The following is a 17263-nucleotide window of genomic DNA, read 5'->3' on the forward strand; positions in this document are numbered from 1 at the left end:
CACCCCCGGGCGGGGACGGGGCGTCCCGGCCGGGCCGCTCCCGGATGCCGCTCGCCGTCCACCTCCTGGGGCTGTCCGTGTTCGCCCTGGGCACCAGCGAGTTCATGCTGTCCGGGCTGCTCCCGCCGATCGCCGCCGACATGGGCGTGTCGATCCCGCAGGCGGGTCTGCTGATCTCGGCCTTCGCGATCGGCATGGTCGTCGGCGCCCCGCTGCTGGCCGTCGCCACCCTGGGGCTCCCCCGCAAGACCACCCTGGTGGCCCTGATCTCGCTGTTCGGCCTCGGGCAGGTGGCGGGCGCGCTCGCCCCCTCCTACGAGGTGCTGTTCGCCTCCCGGGTGCTCAGCGCCCTGGCCTGCGCCGGCTTCTGGGCCGTCGGCGCGGCCGTGGCCATCGCCATGGTCCCGGTCACCTCACGGGCCCGGGCGATGGCCGTCATGATCGGCGGCCTCTCCCTCGCCAACGTGCTCGGGGTGCCCGCAGGGGCGTTCCTCGGCGAGCACCTGGGCTGGCGGGCCGCGTTCTGGGCCGTCGGCGCCGCCTCGGCCGTGGCCCTGGCGGGGGTCGCGACCCTGGTGCCGCGCATCCCGCGGCCCGACCGCAGGCCCCGGCTGCGCGGTGAGCTGGCGATCTACCGGGACCGGCAGGTGTGGCTGGCCGTGGCCGCGACCGCGCTGGCGGCGGGCGGGGTGTTCTGCGCCTTCTCCTACCTCGCGCCGCTGCTCACCGAGGTGGCGGGGCTGTCCGCGGGCTGGGTGCCGACGGTGCTCGGCCTGTTCGGGACCGGCGCGCTGGCCGGCACGGTGATCGGCGGCCGGGTCGCGGACGCCCGCCTCTTCGGCGTGCTGCTCTCGGGCACCGCCGCCTCCACGGTGCTGCTGGCGGCGCTGGCGCTGCTCGCCTCCTCCCCCGCCGCCGCGGTCGCGCTCGCGTTCTGCCTGGGGTTCTCCTCGTTCTTCACGGCCCCGGCGCTCAACGCCCGGATGTTCAACGTCGCCGGTGCCGCGCCGACCCTGGCGGGCGCGACGACCACCGCCGCGTTCAACCTCGGCAACACCGCCGGGCCGTGGCTCGGCGGTGCGGTCATTGACGCGGGCTTCGGCTTCGCGTCGACGGCCTGGGCGGGCGCGGCGATGACCGCGGCGGCGGCGGGGCTGGTCGCCCTCTCGCTGCGGGTGCACTCCCGCTCCCGGGTGGTCACGGGGGCCTTGGGCGCCTCCGCCGCGCCGGTGGGCGACCGCGTCCGCCGGTGACCGTGCCGGGCCCCGGTCGCGCGACCCGCCGGTGGCCCTGCCGGGCCCGGGTGGGCGACCGCGTGCGCCGGTGACCGTGTCACCCGACCCGCCGGTGGCCCTGCCGGGCCGCGACCGGACCGGGGCGGCCTACCGGTGGCCGCGGGGCGCCGGGCGGCCCTTCGGCCGGCGCAGCCCCGCTTCCGTGAGCCGCCGGACGAGTTCCTTGGAGCCGATCTCCACCGCCCCGGCCGCCACGGCGTCGGCGTAGCGGTGCGAGGGCACGTCGTAGTGGTCGCGCTCGAAGGCGCGGCGCGGGCAGCCGATGCCCTCCGCGAAGGCGTGCAGCTCGTCGAAGGAGGCGTCGCTGACCATGTGCGACCACATACGGCCGTGGCCCGGCCAGTCCGGCGGGTCGATGAAGACCGTCACCGCAGGCCGCCGACGGGTGCGATCACCACGCCGGCCTTGGCGCAGACCCAGCGCGGGTCCGGCCCGAGTTCGGGTTCGACCTCCAGCGCGTGCGGGTCGCCCTGGTCGCAGACGGGGCACAGCGGCCAGCGCCCGTAGCGCTCCAGCAGCGCGTCCTGCACGTCCTGGGCGACCAGGCCCGCCACGTAGGCCGCCCCCTCGGGCCACTGCTCGACCCACCAGCGGCGGTGCGTGACCGCGTCCTCCACGAGGGAGACGACGTCCGCCTCCGCCACGTCCCGGGCGGCCAGGTCGGCGAGGACCAGGGCCCGCGCGGCGTGCAGTGCCTGTTCCAGCGGGTTCGGGGCGTCCATGGCCCCATTGTCCCCCGGTCGCACGGGGGCCTTGACGAGGCCCGAAGCCCGAAAATACCTTTCATCTGTGACCCATCCAGTGAAGGAAAGTTTCAGCAGCGGGACGCCACCGGCACCGGCGGCCCTGGCGGCGAAGGTGCGCACGCTCTCCCCCTCCATGACACGCTCCATGCAGCGGGTCGCCGAGGCCGTCGCCGAGGACCCCGCCGGATGCGCCGCCCTCACCGTCACGGGCCTCGCCGAGCGCACGGGAACCAGCGAGGCGACCGTGGTGCGCACGGCCCGCCTCCTCGGCTACCCCGGCTACCGGGACCTGCGCCTGGCCCTGGCCGGACTGGCGGCGCACCAGCAGTCCGGACGGGCCCCCGCCCTCACCACCGACATCGCCGTCGACGACCCGATCGCGGACGTCGTCGCCAAGCTCGCCCACGACGAGCAGCAGACCCTCGCCGACACCGCGGCCGGACTGGACACGGTCCAGCTGGGCGCGGCGGTGGCGGCGGCCGCCACTGCCCGCCGCATCGACGTCTACGGCGTGGGCGCCTCCTCCCTCGTGGGCATGGACCTGGCCCAGAAGCTCCAGCGCATCGGGCTCATCGCCCACGCCCACGCCGACCCCCACCTCGCCGTGACCAACGCGGTCCAGCTGCGGTCCGGGGACGTGGCGATCGCCATCACGCACTCCGGTTCGACGGACGACGCCATCGAGCCGCTGCGGGTGGCCTTCGACCGGGGGGCGACGACCATCGCGATCACCGGGCGCCCGGACGGGCCCGTCGCCCAGTACGCCGACCACGTGCTGACCACGTCCACTGCCCGGGAGAGCGAGCTGCGGCCGGCGGCCATGTCCTCCCGCACCAGTCAACTCCTGGTTGTGGACTGCCTGTTCATCGGGGTGGCGCAGCGGACGTACGAGTCCGCGGCGCCCGCCCTGGCCGCCTCGTACGAGGCGCTGGCCCACCGCCACCGCCCGCGCACCCGCTGATCCCGCACCCGCCGAGCCCCGCACCACCACCGTCCGCACCACCACCGTCCACGCACCCGCCGAGCCCGCACCCGAGCCTCCGCACCACCCGGCACGCGCACGGCCCGAGAGAGAAAGCAGAGCCACCTGACATGCCCTCCCTCCACGGTGAACTCCGCGCCCAGCTCGACAGCCTCGCGACGGAGGCGTTCCGGCCCGAACTGGCGGACGTCGACCGGCTCTCGACCCTGGAGATCGCCCGCCTCATGAACGGCGAGGACGCGTCCGTCCCGGCCGCCGTCGCCGAGCAGCTCCCCGCCATCGCCCGGGCGATCGACGCGGCGGCCGCCCGCATGGCCCGCGGTGGCCGGCTGGTGTACGCGGGAGCGGGCACGGCGGGGCGGCTCGGCGTGCTCGACGCGAGCGAGTGCCCGCCGACGTTCAACACCGACCCCTCCGAGGTCGTCGGGCTCCTCGCGGGCGGCCCCGCGGCGATGGTCCAGGCCGTCGAGGGGGCCGAGGACAGCAGGGAGCTGGCCGCCGCCGACCTGGACGCGCTGAAACTCTCCGAGGACGACACGGTCGTCGGCGTCTCCGCCTCCGGCCGCACTCCCTACGCCGTGGGGGCGGTGGAGCACGCACGGCGGCTGGGGGCGCTCACGGTGGGGCTCTCCTGCAACGCGGGCAGCGCGCTGGGGGCGGCGGCCGAGCACTCCGTCGAGGTGGTGACGGGGCCCGAGCTGATCACGGGCTCCACCCGTCTGAAGGCGGGCACGGCGCAGAAGCTGGTGCTCAACATGATCTCGACGGTCACCATGATCCGCCTGGGCAAGACCTACGGGAACCTGATGGTCGACGTCCGCGCCTCGAACGACAAGCTCCGGGCCCGCTCGCGGCGGATAGTCGCCCTGGCCACCGGGGCCCCGGACGACCGGATCGAGGCGGCGCTGGAGCTGACCGGCGGAGAGGTGAAGAACGCCATCCTGGTGATCCTGGCCGACGTGGGGGCACCGCAGGCCGCGGAGCTGCTCTCCCGTGCGGACGGCCGCCTCCGCGCGGCCCTGGCGGCGGGCGGCGCACCCGGCGCCGGCCCTGCCGCGGGCCGCGGGCACGGCGCCTCCGAGTGCGCCTGAGCCCCGGCGGCGGCACCCCCGCGGGGCCGCAACAACACCGGCCCACATCCCGCGAAGCCCTGCCGTCCACCACGGCCCGCGCCTAACATGTGGTGCACCGCGCACGGGGAGTCCCTGGGGGTGACAGTGGCGCACACGGCGGCGTTACGGCTGGTCCTGCACGTCGGGGAGGAGGGCGCCGACGACGAGCGGCGGGCTGAACTGGCGGAGAGCCTGGGCCGGGAGCTGCGGGAACTCGACGCCGCCGAAGTGTCCCCGCTCGACGGCGGCGAGGCGCCGGAGGGCGCCAAGTCCGGCGGGGCGGTCGCACTGGGCGCGCTGCTGGTGGCGATGGCGCAGCCGGAGCTGGTGTCGGCCGTCCTGGCGGCCGTCGAGGCATGGGCGGCCGGGCGGACGGGGCGGAGCGTCAGGATCGAGATCGACGGTGACTCGATCGAGGTGACGGGCCTGTCCGCGAAGGACAGGCGGCGGCTGATCGACTCGTGGCTGGAGCACCGGAGCACCGGGCCGGACAGTGAGCGGGACACGTAGTGCCCTGATCGTGGCGTGCCATGAGTACGGGGACCCCGGGCTGCGGCGGCTGCGATCACCCGCGGAGGACGCAGAGGCGCTCGGCCGGGTGCTGCGGGACGGTGCCATCGGCGGCTACGACGTCCGGACCCTGGTCAACCAGCCCGCGCACGTCGTCAACCAGGCGCTCGACGACTTCTTCGCCGACCGCTCGCCCGACGACCTGCTGCTCGTGCACTTCTCCTGCCACGGGGTCAAGGACGAGGACGGGCGCCTGCACTTCGCGACCCCGGACACGCGGCTGGGCCGGCTGGACTCGACATCCGTCTCGGCGGACCTCGTCAACCGGCTGATGGGACGCAGCCGTTCGCGTCGGATCGTCCTCTTCCTGGACTGCTGCTACGCGGGTGCCTTCGCCCGTGGCATGGTCCCTCGCGGGGGCACGGCCCTGCCTTTGCGGGAGCAGCTGGCGGGCCGGGGCCGGGCCGTGATCACCGCGTCCAGCGCGATGGAGTACGCCTTCGAGGGCGGCGACGAACCGTCCGAGACCTCGCCGTCACCGGGGCCGTCCGTCTTCACCGGCGCCCTGGTGGCGGGGCTTGAGTCGGGGGAGGCCGACCGGGACCAGGACGGCTGGGTGACGCTGGACGAGCTGTACGACCATCTCTACGAGTCCGTCCGGGCGGTGACGCGGCACCAGACGCCGGGCAAGTGGGCCTTCGGAGTGCAGGGCGGTCTGCGCCTCGCCCGCCGCGGGCGGCCCGTGGCGACGCCCGCCCCGCTGCCCCCGGAGCTCGCCGACGCGATCGGCCATCCGCTGGCCGGGATCCGCGCCGCTGCGGCGCAGGAACTCGGCCGGTTGCTGGCCGGACGCCACGCGGGGCGGGCACTGGCCGCGCGACTGGCCCTTCAGGGCCTCGCGGAGGACGACAGCCGCACGGTGTCGGCCGCGGCCGCGGCCCTGCTCGCCGCCCACGGGGGGCGGGAGGAGCAGCTCACGGCGCCCGCCGACCCGGCGGGCGCGGCCGAGGACCCCACCCCGCAGGACTCCCCGCCGCCCCGGGCGGACCAGGCGGACCGGGCCGAGGGCCCCGACGGGGCCGGGAGCCCGACCCCGTCCGGCGCCACCGCCCGGCCCGGCGCCACCGCCCGGCCCGGCCCCGCGCGCCCGACGGGCGCCGCGGGCCCGCCCGAGGCCCCCGCGGGACGGCCTTCCCCGGCAGGCGCGCCCACCACCCGCCGCAAGCGGGGCGGCCGTACCCGGCGCACCGCCACCCCTCCCGCACCCACCGCCCCCGCCGGACGGACCGGGAGCCCTCCCGGAGCACCGCCCGTGACGGACCGTCCGCCCGCGCCCGCGCAGAAGCCCCGGGGAGAGGTCCCGGAGGAGGCGCGGAAGCAGCTCCCGCCCCCGCCGCGGCGGCCCGAGGCGGTTGCGGGCGGACCCCCGCGTCCGGGGGGCGTGGCGACGGGGCATGGAAGCGGGGCGGCCCTCGGCTCGGGAGGTGCGGCCGGAGGCCGGGGGCCGCGGCCGACCGCGGTCTGCGTTCCGGCCCTCGTCGGCGCCGCCCTGCTCCTCGCGCGTCTGTTCCTGCCGTACTACGCCGACGGCTCCCCCGCCCAGGTGGACTTCCGCTGGCAGGAAGCCTCCGGCCTCACCCTCGCCTGCCTGGTGGCGCTGTGCGGGGCGGCGGTACTGCGTCCCTCCTGGGAGAGGGCGGCCGCCGGCGGGCTGGCCGGGCTGGGCTGCACGTCGGCGATCGGAGGGGTCCAGGCCGTGGCGCTGGCGCTGTGGAGCCTCTCCCCGGGGTGGGGGATGATCCTGGAGATCGCCGCCCACGGCGCCGTCGTACTCGCCGCGGTACGGGCCCTGCGGGCGGTGCGGCCGCGCCTGTCCCCCCGGCTGGGTCCGGGGCACGCCCGGGCCGTCACCGTTCTGGGAGTGGCGGCCGCGGTCGGGGACGCGCTGCTGGTGCTGTCGGCGAACGAGTTCCTGGGCTCCGCCCTCGGCACCTTCGCCGCCGTCGCCGCCCTCACGGGTCTCGGGTGCGCCCTGCGGGTGCGGTCCCGTCCGGACCGCCGGACGGCGCGCAGGTGCGCCGCGGTGACGGCCGCGGTCCTGGCGGCCGAGTGGATCGTCCTGGTGTCGCTGGGCTACGACGGCTCCGCGGGATGGCTGGTGCTGCCCATGGCCGCCGTCCCTCCCGCCGCCGTGGCGGTGACCGCGGCCGCGACCCGGATGTCGCCCCGGGTCTTCGGTCTCGCGGCCGTGGCGGCCTGGATCGCCCACCGCGCCGCCGACGTACCGCTGTGGGACCGGGCGCTCGTGGTGGGCGGCTCCCCGGCCGTCCTCTACGGCTTCGCCGCGGTGCTGATCGCGCTGGCGGTCTCCACCGCCGGGCTCGCGCGGGCGGATGCCCGCACCCCGGCGCCCGCCGGGGGCGGGTGACCCCCGGCGGTGGCCCGGCACCCCCCTTACGCCACCTGCTCCCTGACGGTCACCCGCCCGTCGCCGATGGTCGCCACGCGCGGTGCGCGGCGGGCCAGCGCCGAGTCGTGGGTGACCATCACGAAGGTGAAGGCGTGCTCCTGCCACAGCGCCTCCAGCACCTCCATCACCTCGTCGCGCATGGACTCGTCGAGGTTGCCGGTCGGCTCGTCGGCGAGCAGCACCGCGGGGCGCTTGACCAGGGCTCGGGCGATGGCGACCCGCTGCTGCTGGCCACCGGAGAGTTCGCCGGGCACATGGCCCGAGCGCTCCCCGAGGCCCACCGAGGCCAGGGCCTCCCCGGCGCGTTCGCGGCGCTCGCGTGCACCGAGGCGCAGGGGCACCAGGGCGGTCTCCACGTTCTCCTGCGCGGTGAGGGTGGGGATCAGGTTGAACCCCTGAAACACGAAGCCGATCTTCTCGGCGCGGACCCGGGTGAGCCGGGCTTCGGGGAGGGCGGCGAGGTCGGTGCCGTCGAGCACGATGCTGCCCTCGGTGGGCCGGTCGAGTCCGCCGAGCATCTGCAGCAGCGTCGACTTGCCGCCTCCGGTCGGGCCCTGGATCACCAGGCGCCCGCCGTCCTCGATGGTGAGGTCGACGGAGTCGAGGGCGGTTACGGCGTCCTTGCCCCGCCGGTAGCGCTTGGTGACGCCGGTGAGCTGGTACATCGTCAACTCCTGTTGCATGAAGGGGGTGTCGTCGCGGTCCTGCCTGCCCCGGGGTGGCGTCCCCGGGGGCCGGTCCGCCCCGCGCCGGGCGGCCGTGCGCAACGTGGTCGAGACCCGTGCGCTCGTGACATGTGCGGTCGAGACGCGTGCGGTCGTGACATGTGCCGTCGAGACGCGTGCGGTCGAGACATGTGCCGTCGTGACATGTGCCGTCGAGACATGTGCCGTCGAGACATGTGCGGACGAGACGTATGGCGTCGTGACGTGTGCGTTCACTCCACGCGGCGCAGCGCGTCGGCGGGGCGGAGCCGGGAGGCGCGCCAGCCGCCGAACCCGCCCGCGACGAGACCGCCGGCCACGGCGAGGGCGACGGCGAGGCCGATCGTGGTGAGGGAGACCGGGGCGGTGAGGGCGATGTCGAGGGTCTGGGGGCTGCCGCCCCCGCCGCCGGGTCCGCCGAAGCGCATCCCGCCGCGCGCCGCGTTGCCGACCGCGCCCCCGCCGCCGCCGAGTTCGGCGGTCAGCGTCGGGCTGAGCGCGGTGATCAACCAGGCGCCCGCGAGACCGAGTGCGATACCGAGGGCGCCGCCGACGAGCCCGTTGACGAGCGCCTCACCCGCCACCTGGCGGGTGACCCGGCCGCTCCGCCAGCCCAGGGCCTTGAGCGTGCCGAACTCGCGCACCCTGCGGCTCACCGCGGAGGAGGTGAGCAGCCCGGCCACCAGGAACGCGGCGCCGAGCACGAGGTAGGACAGCCAGGTGCCGACGCCCGAGGCGAGGTCGGAGGCGGTGGACAGAGAGCCCGAGACGGTGGCGGCGAGGTCCGCGGAGGTGGTGACGGTGGTCCCCGGGATGTTCTTCCCGATGGCCTCCTTGACGTCCTCGATCCGCTGGGAGTCGGTGGCCTTGACGTAGACGGTGGTCACCTCGGCCTCGGCGTCGGCGAGGGCCTGGGCCCGGGCGAGGGGCAGGTAGACGTCGGCCGCGGCGTCGCCGCTGTCGGCCGTCGCGATGCCGATGACCTCGAACTCCGTGCCGGAGACGGTGAGGGTGCCGCCGACGGCCAGGTCCTTCCCGGCGGCCCAGGCGCTGTCGAGCACGGCGACCGCGGCGTCCGTCTCGTCCTCGTCGAAGGTCCGGCCGGAGGTGATCTTCGAGGTGGTGAGCGGGCCGAGGTCCTGGCGCGCGACGTCGGTTCCGTAGGCCGTGTAGGAGTCGACGTCGAAGGCCGCGCCCCCGCCGCGCACGGCCCCGCCGCCCCCGCCGCCCGGTCCGCCCTGCCCCGGGTTCTCCACCTGCCCGCGCCGGAACTCCCCGTCGACCTTCATCACACGGATGCCGAGTCCGCCGACGGCGTCGGCGACGCCGTCCTGGCCCGCGACGTCGTCGACGGTGGAGGCGTCCAGGGACTGGAAGCCCTGGACCGTGACGAGGTCCCGGCTCTGCTGCGCCTCGTCGCCCTCCCCTGCGTCGAACTCGAACCGCGGCCTCCGGGTGGTCTGCCCCTCCTCCGGGGGCTCGACGGCCTTGGTGACGGTCATGTCCGTGCCCAGTCCGTAGAGGGATTCCAGGACCTTGTCCTGGGCGCGGCTCATCCCCGAGGAGACCGAGGTGACGACGATGACGAGGGCGATGCCGAGGGCCAGCCCCGAAGCGACGACGAACGCCGCCTTCCTGCGGCGGCGCAACTCGCGCCGGAGGTAGGTGAAGAACATGACGCGACGCTAGGAGCGGGGGGTGATGGGGGGATAAGCCCCGGATGAGAGGTGGATGAGTGTTCCTCGGCGGCCCTCGGCGCGCCCCCTGCCGCGTGCGGCCCCGGGCGCGCGCCCCCGGCCGACCCGGCCCCGCCCGTGCGGCCGGGCACCGCCCATCACCCATCACCCATCACCCACCGCCCACCGCCCACCGCCCACCGATTCTGCAGAAGTTTTTTTGCAAAAATAGTTTTGCGAAGTGGCCCGGCGACCCTACGCTCGCCCCATGCCCGCCGAACCCACCCGCCGGATCCTCGACCCGGGGACCGACACCGCCGCCCTGAAGGCCCTCACCCATCCGCTGCGCATCCGGCTGCTGGGGCTGCTGAGGCAGCTCGGCGCCGCCACCGCCAGCGAGCTGGCCGTGCGGACCGGTGAGTCCTCCGCGTCGACCAGCTACCACCTGCGCGTCCTGGCACGCCACGGCTTCATCGCCGAGGCCGAGCACCGCGACGCCCGGGAGCGGCGCTGGCAGGCCGTCCATGCGCTCACCAGCTGGGACGAGGCCCGGATGAACGACTCGGAGGCGGCCCGCGCCTTCGTCGACACCATCCGCCGCGCCCAACTGGACCACCTGGAACGCACGGTGACGGCCCATGCGGCCGATGCGGCGGCGGGCCGGGTGGGTGCCGACTGGCTGGAGGCGTCCGGCATGACGGACCTCATGCTCCGGATGACCCCCGAGTCCCTCAGGGAGCTGGAGGAGGTCTTCACCCGCACCGCCCACGCCCTGGCCGCCCGGGACGCGGACGACCCGCGCGCCGAGCAGACCGCGGTGTTCGCGGCCGGGTTCCGCATGCCCGACGCGCCCGAGGACCCAGGGGACCCCGGGGACCCCGATACCGCCGCCGACGCGGGGGAAGGCACGGCCGCCGACACGGCCACCGGCGCGGGGGACGGGGCGCCCGGCGGGCAGGACGGTCCGGCCGCGGGCCGCCGGGGCGACGCGGAGGACGCCCGGTGAGCCTCCTGAGCCCCGAGACGGCCCGCCGCCGCTTCACCGCCACCGCCTTCCTCTTCTGGCTGCCCGTCGGCCTCTACCTCCCCTCCCAGGTGCTGCTGCTGACCGAGCGGGGCCTGGCCCTCGCCACCGTCGCGGGCCTGTTCGCGGTGTACTCGCTGACCGTCGCCGCGCTGGAACTGCCCACCGGCGGACTGTCGGACGTGATCGGCCGCAGGCCGGTGCTCGCCGCCTCGGGAGCGCTCAACCTCGGCGCCCTGCTGCTGGTCTCCACGGCCTCCTCCCTGTGGGTGCTCGGTGCGGCGATGCTGCTGCTCGGCGCCGGCCGGGCACTCTCCTCCGGTCCTGCGGAGGCGTGGTACGTCGACACCGTGCAGGCCGCCGCCGGTCCGGACGCGGAACTGCGGACCGGTCTGGCCCGCGGCGGTTCGGCCTCCGCGGCCGCCCTGGCCGTCGGCACGCTGGCCGGGGGATCGCTGCCCCTGCTCCTCGACCGGATCGGCGCGGACCCGTCCCGGATCACCGGTGGCGTGGTGCTGCCGCTGTCGGTCCCGTCGATGCTCGCGGCGGTGGTCTGCGCGGTGTTCGTCGGCTATGTGCTCACGGCTCTGCCCGAGCCGCCGCGGCCGCCCGCCACCGTGGCCGGGATCCTGCGCGGGGTCCCGGACACGGTGCGCACCGGGGTCCGCCTGGGCGCACGCGACGGACTGGTCCGCAGGCTCCTGCTGACGGCCGCGGCCTCGGGCGCCGCGCTGTGCGCCGTCGAGTTGCTGACCCCGCCCCGGGCCGCCGCGGCGACGGGTGGCTCGGAGTCGGGGGCGGTGCTCTTCGCCGTGCTGGCCTGCGCGGGCTTCGTGTGCACCGGGGCGGGCAGCCACCTCGCTCCGGCCGCCGCCCGGCGGCTGGGCGGACGGGGCGACCGGGCGGTGCTGCTGTGCATGGTGGCGTGCGCCTCGGGGCTGCTGCTCCTGGGGGCGACGGCGGGGTCCGCCTCGCCGGTGGCCTCGATGCTCGCCGTGTGCGGATACGCCCTGGTCTACCTGGCGCTGGGCTGCGCGGGGCCGAACGAGAACGACCTGCTGCACCGGCGCGTCGGCGGGACCGTCCGCGCGACCGCGCTGTCGGTGCAGTCCCTCGCCCTCCAGTTGACGGGCGCCCTCGCCGGACTGGCGGCGGGCGCGCTCCCGGCGGGCCCGCTGCCGTGGCTGCTGGCCGGGGCGGTGGTGCTGGGCGGGGCGACGGTGTGGCTCCGCAGCCCGTCCGCGGAACCGGAACCGGAACCCGAGCAGCTACCGGAACCGAGGCAGGAACCGGAGCAGGAGCAGGAGGCCGCCGAGGCGGACACGGCCGCCGTCACCCCCTCGGGCACCGGCCCCTGAGCAGTCCCGGGGCCCTTCAGCGGGACGACGGCGACGGCCCGGAGCCGCCCCCGCGACCTGCATGTGCCCTGTCACCACCGTCGATGCGGCCCGGGGGGATGCGCGACCTCCTCCCTGTGCAGAAGCGGGCCGGTACGGAACCGGCTCGCGCACGGCACGGCGGTGCCCCGCACCGCCGGCCTCAGGCGCGCAGGCGCACCCCGTGCCGCGTGCGCAGGCGCTCGATCTCCCACCAGGCGACGCCCGTCACGGACAGCGGGCCGCAGAACACCGCGAGGACCTGGACGAGCGGCGGGCCCGGCGGCATGCCCGTGGCCAGAAGGTTGACGGCGGCCAGCTCCCAGACGAGCACGCCCGTGAGCAGCGCGGGGAGCGCCGCATGGACCGCCGAGGTGCCGAAGGCGGTGCGGACCACGGTGGCCGAGCCGAAGCCGACGAAGCAGAGCATCCACAGGACGGGGGCGAGCAGCACCATGGTCAGGAAGGGGGCCCAGATCCGCCCCTGGTAGGTCTCGCTGAGCAGCATGACCCCCGCGAACAGCAGGGGCACCAGGGTGAAGGAGCCGACGTACCAGAACACCATCCGCACCGGGGGACGCAGCCGGGACCGCATCCCCGGTCGCGCCGCGTCCGGCGCCAGCCGCAGGAGGACCAGGATCACCACGGGCGCCGTGAGCAGCAGCAGCCAGGGGGTGATGGTCACCCGCAGCAGGAACTGGTCCTGCACCTCGGACCAGTCCTCGCCCGTGCCGTACGCGACGAGGATCGCCAGGGAGGCGGCCAGCGCCAGCCAGGCGCGGAGCTTCTGGACCCGCCAGACCTCCGGGTCGTACGGGTGGCGGTGGAGGTCCGCGGGGAACGCGGTTCTCGCCTGCCTGCGGGCGGAGCGCGCCACGGGGTAGGCGAGCACGAGCAGCAGGAGGGGCGTGCAGCACATCAGCAGCGGCAGCAGATAGCAGCCGTTGAGGTCCGTCCGGTGCAGCAGCCGGCGCAGCGTCGGCCATTCGTCGGCACGGAACTGCTGCCGCAGCGTCGGCCGCGGGGGCGGCACATACGGCGGCGGGACGGGCGGCCGCGGGGGCAGGTGCGGCCCGCCGCCGTAGGGGTTCCCGCCGTCCGGCTGATACCCGCCCGGACCACCCCCCGGTCCCCCCGGGGTGCCCGGCCCGTACCCGTAGCGGCTTCCCGATCCGTGCGGCTGCCCCGGCCCGTAGGGGTTCCCCGCCCCGTACGGCCCCTGTCCCCCGAACGCCACCGAACTCCCCTCCCGTGTCGTGTACGCGATCATGCCAGACGGCCGGGTGGACACCGATGACTTTCCCCGCTCCGCGCGGTCGTAGAACACGGCGGTCGGGGAACATGGTGGCCGGCGCGCGGCGGGACCCCCGGCGCCCGCGCCCACCGAACCGGCCGGGACCACCGACGAGACACCGAGGAATCCGCTATGCGCACCCTGATCAGCACCGCCTTCGTCTCGCTCGACGGCGTGGTGGAGGCTCCGGGCGGAGAGCCCGGCTACCGCAACTCGGGCTGGACGTTCAAGGACGTCGAGTTCCTGCCCGAGGCCTACGAGATCAAGGGCCGCGAGCAGGAGGAGGCCGCGGCCCTGCTGCTGGGGCGGACCAGCTACGAGGCGTTCAGCCCGGTGTGGCCGGGCATGGAGGAGTTCGCGGGCTACAAGGTGATGCCGAAGTACGTCGTCTCCACCACGCTGACCGAGGACGACCTGGTGTCGGACTGGGGCGAGACCACGATCCTGCGCTCGCTGGACGAGGTGGCGAAGCTCAAGGAGACCGAGGGCGGCCCGATCATCGTGCACGGAAGCGCCACCCTCAACCGGAACCTGTCGGACGCCGGGCTGATCGACCGCTACCACCTGCTGGTGTTCCCGCTTCTGCTCGGCGCCGGGAAGCGCCTGTTCAGCACCACCGACAAGGACGTCCAGAAGCTGAAGCTGGTCGAGCACGAGGCCTACGCCAACGGTATCCAGAAGAACGTCTTCGACGTGGTGCGCTGACCGGGGCAGCGGCCGCTCGGCGGCGGTGCGGGGCGCTCTCCTCCGGTCCCCGGGGAGGGCGCCCCGCCGCGCTCAGCCGAGGAGGTAGTCGCGCAGGGGGGCCGGGCTCAGCCCCGCCGCGTCGGCGGCCTCCAGTGCACGGGTGAGGTCGGCCTCCAGCGTGGGGCCCATGTGCAGCAGCACGATGTCGCCCGCCTTCAGCTCCGGGGTGGGCGGGGTCCAGGAGCCCCAGGTGGTGAGGTCGTGGGTCCACATCACGATGGCCTCGGCGCCGCAGGCCGGGGCCGCCGTGCGCGTGTCGGCGTTGTGGTAGGGCCAGTTGTAGGTGGCCCCGCCCGCGGGGCGCAGCAGCCGGGGGCCGTCGCCGAAGGCTGCGAGCTGGCGGTCGCGCGCCCCGCAGATCTCGGCGCGCTGCCCGGCCTCGGTGAGGGTGGTGAGGTCGGGGTGGGTGGTGGTGTGGTTCTCGATCCGGGAGGGGCCGTGCGCGAGGAGCGTCCGGTAGTAGTCGCGGTCCCGCTCGTAGGCGTCGGGCAGCAGGAACAGCGAGGCGGGGATGCGGCGTTCGAGGAGCAGCTGCCGGGCTCCGGCGGCCTCCTCGGTCGCCCATCCGTCGTCGATGGTGATGAAGACGACCGGGTCGTCGGTCTCCACGTGGCTGACGACGGGTGCGGGCGCGGGTGTCCACGCCCCGGCCGCGGCCGGGGCGGCCTGGGCGGGGCCCGTGAGGAACACCAGCGGGGCGAGGGTCGTGAGGGCGGCGGCGAGCAGGGTGCGGACGCGGCGGCCCGTGCGAGGTCTCGGCATGGACCGCATCATTGGACTAGACCAAATGCCGTGTCAATAGGGTGACTTGAGACCACCGCCGCGCCGGAAGCGGAGCCCCGCACACCGGACGCGGCGCAACCCTCGGAACGCACCGGAACGGAACCGGGCAGGGCCGGGCGGGGCCGCCGGGGCGGACCGGGGCCGACCAGCGTGCACGGTGCTTCCGCCGCGGACCGGCCGGGGCCACCCGGCCCGGCGACCGGCGCGCCCCGGCGACCGGCCGACCCGGGGTCACCCCGGCCCGTGGCGAAACGGCCCGGCAAGCGAAACGGCCCGGTGCCGCGTCGGGCGGGGTCCGCGGCGGGCGGTCCTCTGCTGACGCGGCACCGGGCCGGTCCTCTGCGATGTGCGCTCGCTACCGGAGCTTGTCCAGGTCCTTGCCGGCCAGCCGGATCAGCTCCCGCTCGACGACCGGGGTGAGCGCCTCGACATAGGCGTCGGCCAGGTGGCCGTAGTCCCGGTAGACCATGGTGTTGCCGACCACGATCGGGCAGTTGCCGGAGGGGGCGCAGACCCAGGGGTAGGGGTCGATGACGGTGACGTCCTCCGCCTCGGCCGCCTCGCGGATCGCCTGGGTGACGTCCGGCTTGGGGTCGGCCTCGGAGCGGTCGCGGGCGCAGGAGCCGAGATCGTCCGGGTTGGCCACGGCGCAGTCCACCGCGTTGTTCTTCGGCCAGGGGTTGTCCAGCAGCGTCACCACCGGGATGCCGTTCTCCTTGAACGTCCGGTAGGTCTCGGCCTGGCCCTTGCCCCAGGCCGTCGCGGTGTCGCCCTCGCCCCACAGCTTCGCGGAGTTGGAGTTGGAGGTGATGACGAGCTCGGGCTTCATCTCCAGGATCCGCTTGAGCGTGACCTCACGCCACGCGTCGCAGGTCGAGTACGGGCCGCCGTTGTACTCGATGGTGATCTGGGAGACCTTGCACGCGTTCTTGGTGAGGGAGTACAGCTGCCAGTTGTGCTTGCGGGCGATCGCGTCGAGCGCCGGGAACCACTGGGCGACGTGCGAGTCGCCGAACAGGACCACGGTGCGCTCGGCGTCGGTGTCGCCGTAGAGGCACGGCTGCGTCTGGACCGTGTCCGTCATGGTCAGGGCGCAGTCGTCGGTGTACACCTTGGTCCGCTTGTACGCCACGTCCTTCATGCTGGGCGCGAGGTTGGAGGGCAGCGTCTCGATGCGCTCCTCCAGCATCCGGTTCAGTGCCGCCTGCGGGTCGGAGACGCCGGCGAGCGCCTCCTTGGTGTTCTGGCGGGCGGAGCCCGAGGCCAGGCCGGGCGGGAACTGGGCGGCGACGACCGCGGTCAGCGCGGCGACGGCCGACAGGCCCAGACCGAAGGCGAGGCCCCGGCCCGCCTGGGCCTTGAACGCGCGGTGGAAGCGCATCGGATTCTCGACCAGGTGCAGGGTGAGCCAGGCCAGCGGGATACCGCACAGCGCGGCGATCAGCCGCAGCGGACCCTCGTGCTCGCCGAACCCGGCGGCGGCCGGGACGATCAGGATCAGCGGCCAGTGCCACAGGTACCAGGCGTAGGAGATGCCGCCGACCCAGACCGCCGGACGCAGCGAGAGCAGCGCCCCCGCGCCGTAGCGCCCGCCCGCCTCGCCGCAGGCGAGGACGGCGGCGGCGCCGAACACGGGGACGACGGCGTAGTAGCCGGGGAAGCGGGTGCTCTCGTCGAAGGCCACGGCCGCGTAGGCGATGGCGGCCAGGCCGGCCCAGCTGACGACCGCGGCGACCGGCCGGGGTATCTCGGGCAGGCGGTGCGCCACCAGGGCGAGCAGGGCGCCGACGGCCAGCTCCCAGATCCGCCCCTGGGAGGCGAAGTACGCCCAGGACGGGGAGGTCTCGGTGAGGTGGAGGTTCACGGCGAAGGAGGCCGCGGCCAGCACCAGCAGCGGGACGCCCAGCAGGGCGCGGCGCCGGAACAGCTTCAGCGCGACGATCAGCAGGACGGGCCAGACCAGGTAGAACTGCTCCTCGACGGCCAGCGACCAGAAGTGCTGGAACGGCGAGGGCGGTACGTCCGTGTTGAAGTAGTCGGTGCCCGCGTCGGCCAGCCGGAAGTTCACCACGTACCAGGCGGACGCGATGGCGTCCTTGACGTAGTCCGCGAAGCGCAGCGGGCCCAGGAACAGCCAGGAGCCCGCGAGGGTCGCGAGCACGACCAGCGTGGAGGCGGGCAGCAGGCGCAGCGCGCGGCGGGCGTAGAACCGGCCCAGTGCGATCCGTCCCGTGCGGGCGTGCTCCCGGAGCATCAGCGAGGTGATGAGGAAGCCGGAGATGACGAAGAACACGTCCACGCCGACGTAGCCGCCGGCGACCTGGGTGACCCCCGCGTGGGAGAGCGCCACCAGGGTGACGGCGACGGCGCGCAGCCCCTGGATGTCGAGCCGCAGGCCCGCCTTGTCCGTTCTCGCCGCCGGCTTGCCGGGGGAGCCGCCCTCCCTCGTTTCCGTGTCCGGCGGGGCTTCGTCGGCGGACCCGGACGGGCGCGCGGTACGGAGGACGGGCACCGTGTGGTTCTCCTTGTTCGTGGGTGTCGCCG

The 17263-nt window shown here is 75.2% G+C and carries 15 protein-coding genes; 8 read left to right on the forward strand and 7 right to left on the reverse strand.

Annotated features, from left to right (window positions below):
* Positions 1 to 44: 44 nt before the first annotated feature.
* On the forward strand, positions 45 to 1253 hold the full coding sequence (locus ACGF15_RS20675; RefSeq protein WP_345613611.1) for a Cmx/CmrA family chloramphenicol efflux MFS transporter: 1209 nt from the start codon (positions 45 to 47) through the stop codon (positions 1251 to 1253).
* Positions 1254 to 1382: 129 nt separating this feature from the next.
* Here the strand turns inward: ACGF15_RS20675 and ACGF15_RS20680 are convergent, their stop codons facing one another.
* Together ACGF15_RS20680 and ACGF15_RS20685 are read right to left on the reverse strand one after the other, a co-directional pair.
* Entirely contained in the window at positions 1383 to 1664 is a 282-nt protein-coding gene (locus ACGF15_RS20680; protein ID WP_345613613.1) for a DUF4031 domain-containing protein, read from the reverse strand.
* Positions 1661 to 2017 (reverse strand): hypothetical protein, encoded by a 357-nt coding sequence (locus ACGF15_RS20685; protein WP_345613615.1) that lies wholly within the window; start codon positions 2015 to 2017, stop codon positions 1661 to 1663. Before ACGF15_RS20685 ends, ACGF15_RS20680 begins: the two co-directional genes overlap by 4 nt.
* 67 nt (positions 2018 to 2084) lie before the next feature.
* Here ACGF15_RS20685 and ACGF15_RS20690 point away from each other — a divergent pair, with 67 nt between their 5' ends.
* From ACGF15_RS20690 to ACGF15_RS20705, 4 genes are all read left to right on the forward strand, one after another.
* On the forward strand, positions 2085 to 3002 hold the full coding sequence (locus ACGF15_RS20690; RefSeq protein ID WP_345613617.1) for a MurR/RpiR family transcriptional regulator: 918 nt from the start codon (positions 2085 to 2087) through the stop codon (positions 3000 to 3002).
* A 131-nt stretch (positions 3003 to 3133) separates the two neighbouring features.
* Positions 3134 to 4114: an N-acetylmuramic acid 6-phosphate etherase gene (gene murQ / locus ACGF15_RS20695; protein WP_345613619.1), complete on the forward strand. Its 981-nt coding sequence runs from the start codon at positions 3134 to 3136 to the stop codon at positions 4112 to 4114.
* Between the two features lie 120 nt (positions 4115 to 4234).
* Positions 4235 to 4645: a hypothetical protein gene (locus ACGF15_RS20700; protein ID WP_392800830.1), complete on the forward strand. Its 411-nt coding sequence runs from the start codon at positions 4235 to 4237 to the stop codon at positions 4643 to 4645.
* A gap of 10 nt (positions 4646 to 4655) precedes the next feature.
* The gene (locus tag ACGF15_RS20705) at positions 4656 to 7073 is read left to right on the forward strand and encodes a caspase family protein (RefSeq protein WP_392800833.1); all 2418 of its coding nucleotides are present in this window, start codon (positions 4656 to 4658) and stop codon (positions 7071 to 7073) included.
* A gap of 26 nt (positions 7074 to 7099) precedes the next feature.
* Here ACGF15_RS20705 and ACGF15_RS20710 read toward each other — a convergent pair whose 3' ends face one another.
* On the reverse strand, positions 7100 to 7780 hold the full coding sequence (locus tag ACGF15_RS20710; RefSeq protein ID WP_345613625.1) for an ABC transporter ATP-binding protein: 681 nt from the start codon (positions 7778 to 7780) through the stop codon (positions 7100 to 7102).
* 272 nt (positions 7781 to 8052) lie between these two features.
* Positions 8053 to 9495: an ABC transporter permease gene (locus ACGF15_RS20715; protein ID WP_392800836.1), complete on the reverse strand. Its 1443-nt coding sequence runs from the start codon at positions 9493 to 9495 to the stop codon at positions 8053 to 8055.
* A 268-nt stretch (positions 9496 to 9763) separates the two neighbouring features.
* Here ACGF15_RS20715 and ACGF15_RS20720 point away from each other — a divergent pair, with 268 nt between their 5' ends.
* Positions 9764 to 10501: a winged helix-turn-helix domain-containing protein gene (locus ACGF15_RS20720; protein ID WP_392800839.1), complete on the forward strand. Its 738-nt coding sequence runs from the start codon at positions 9764 to 9766 to the stop codon at positions 10499 to 10501.
* Positions 10498 to 11877, forward strand: coding sequence for an MFS transporter (locus tag ACGF15_RS20725; protein ID WP_392800842.1), 1380 nt, complete (start codon positions 10498 to 10500; stop codon positions 11875 to 11877). Before ACGF15_RS20720 ends, ACGF15_RS20725 begins: the two co-directional genes overlap by 4 nt.
* Before the next feature lie 181 nt (positions 11878 to 12058).
* Here the strand turns inward: ACGF15_RS20725 and ACGF15_RS20730 are convergent, their stop codons facing one another.
* Complete coding sequence (locus ACGF15_RS20730; RefSeq protein WP_362611445.1) at positions 12059 to 12928, reverse strand: hypothetical protein; 870 nt, start codon at positions 12926 to 12928, stop codon at positions 12059 to 12061.
* Between the two features lie 393 nt (positions 12929 to 13321).
* Between ACGF15_RS20730 and ACGF15_RS20735 the strand changes: the two genes are divergently transcribed.
* Complete coding sequence (locus ACGF15_RS20735) at positions 13322 to 13894, forward strand: dihydrofolate reductase family protein (protein ID WP_345613635.1); 573 nt, start codon at positions 13322 to 13324, stop codon at positions 13892 to 13894.
* Positions 13895 to 13966: 72 nt separating this feature from the next.
* Here ACGF15_RS20735 and ACGF15_RS20740 read toward each other — a convergent pair whose 3' ends face one another.
* Together ACGF15_RS20740 and ACGF15_RS20745 are read right to left on the reverse strand one after the other, a co-directional pair.
* Positions 13967 to 14698 carry a polysaccharide deacetylase family protein gene (locus ACGF15_RS20740; RefSeq protein WP_345613637.1) on the reverse strand — a complete coding sequence of 244 codons (732 nt, stop codon included), beginning with the start codon at positions 14696 to 14698 and terminating at the stop codon, positions 13967 to 13969.
* 376 nt (positions 14699 to 15074) lie between these two features.
* The gene (locus ACGF15_RS20745) at positions 15075 to 17231 is read right to left on the reverse strand and encodes an acyltransferase family protein (protein WP_392800847.1); all 2157 of its coding nucleotides are present in this window, start codon (positions 17229 to 17231) and stop codon (positions 15075 to 15077) included.
* Positions 17232 to 17263: the final 32 nt, after the last annotated feature.

Origin of the sequence: Streptomyces sp. NPDC048001, from assembly GCF_043203115.1 — a bacterium.
Lineage (GTDB): Bacteria > Actinomycetota > Actinomycetes > Streptomycetales > Streptomycetaceae > Streptomyces > Streptomyces sanyensis.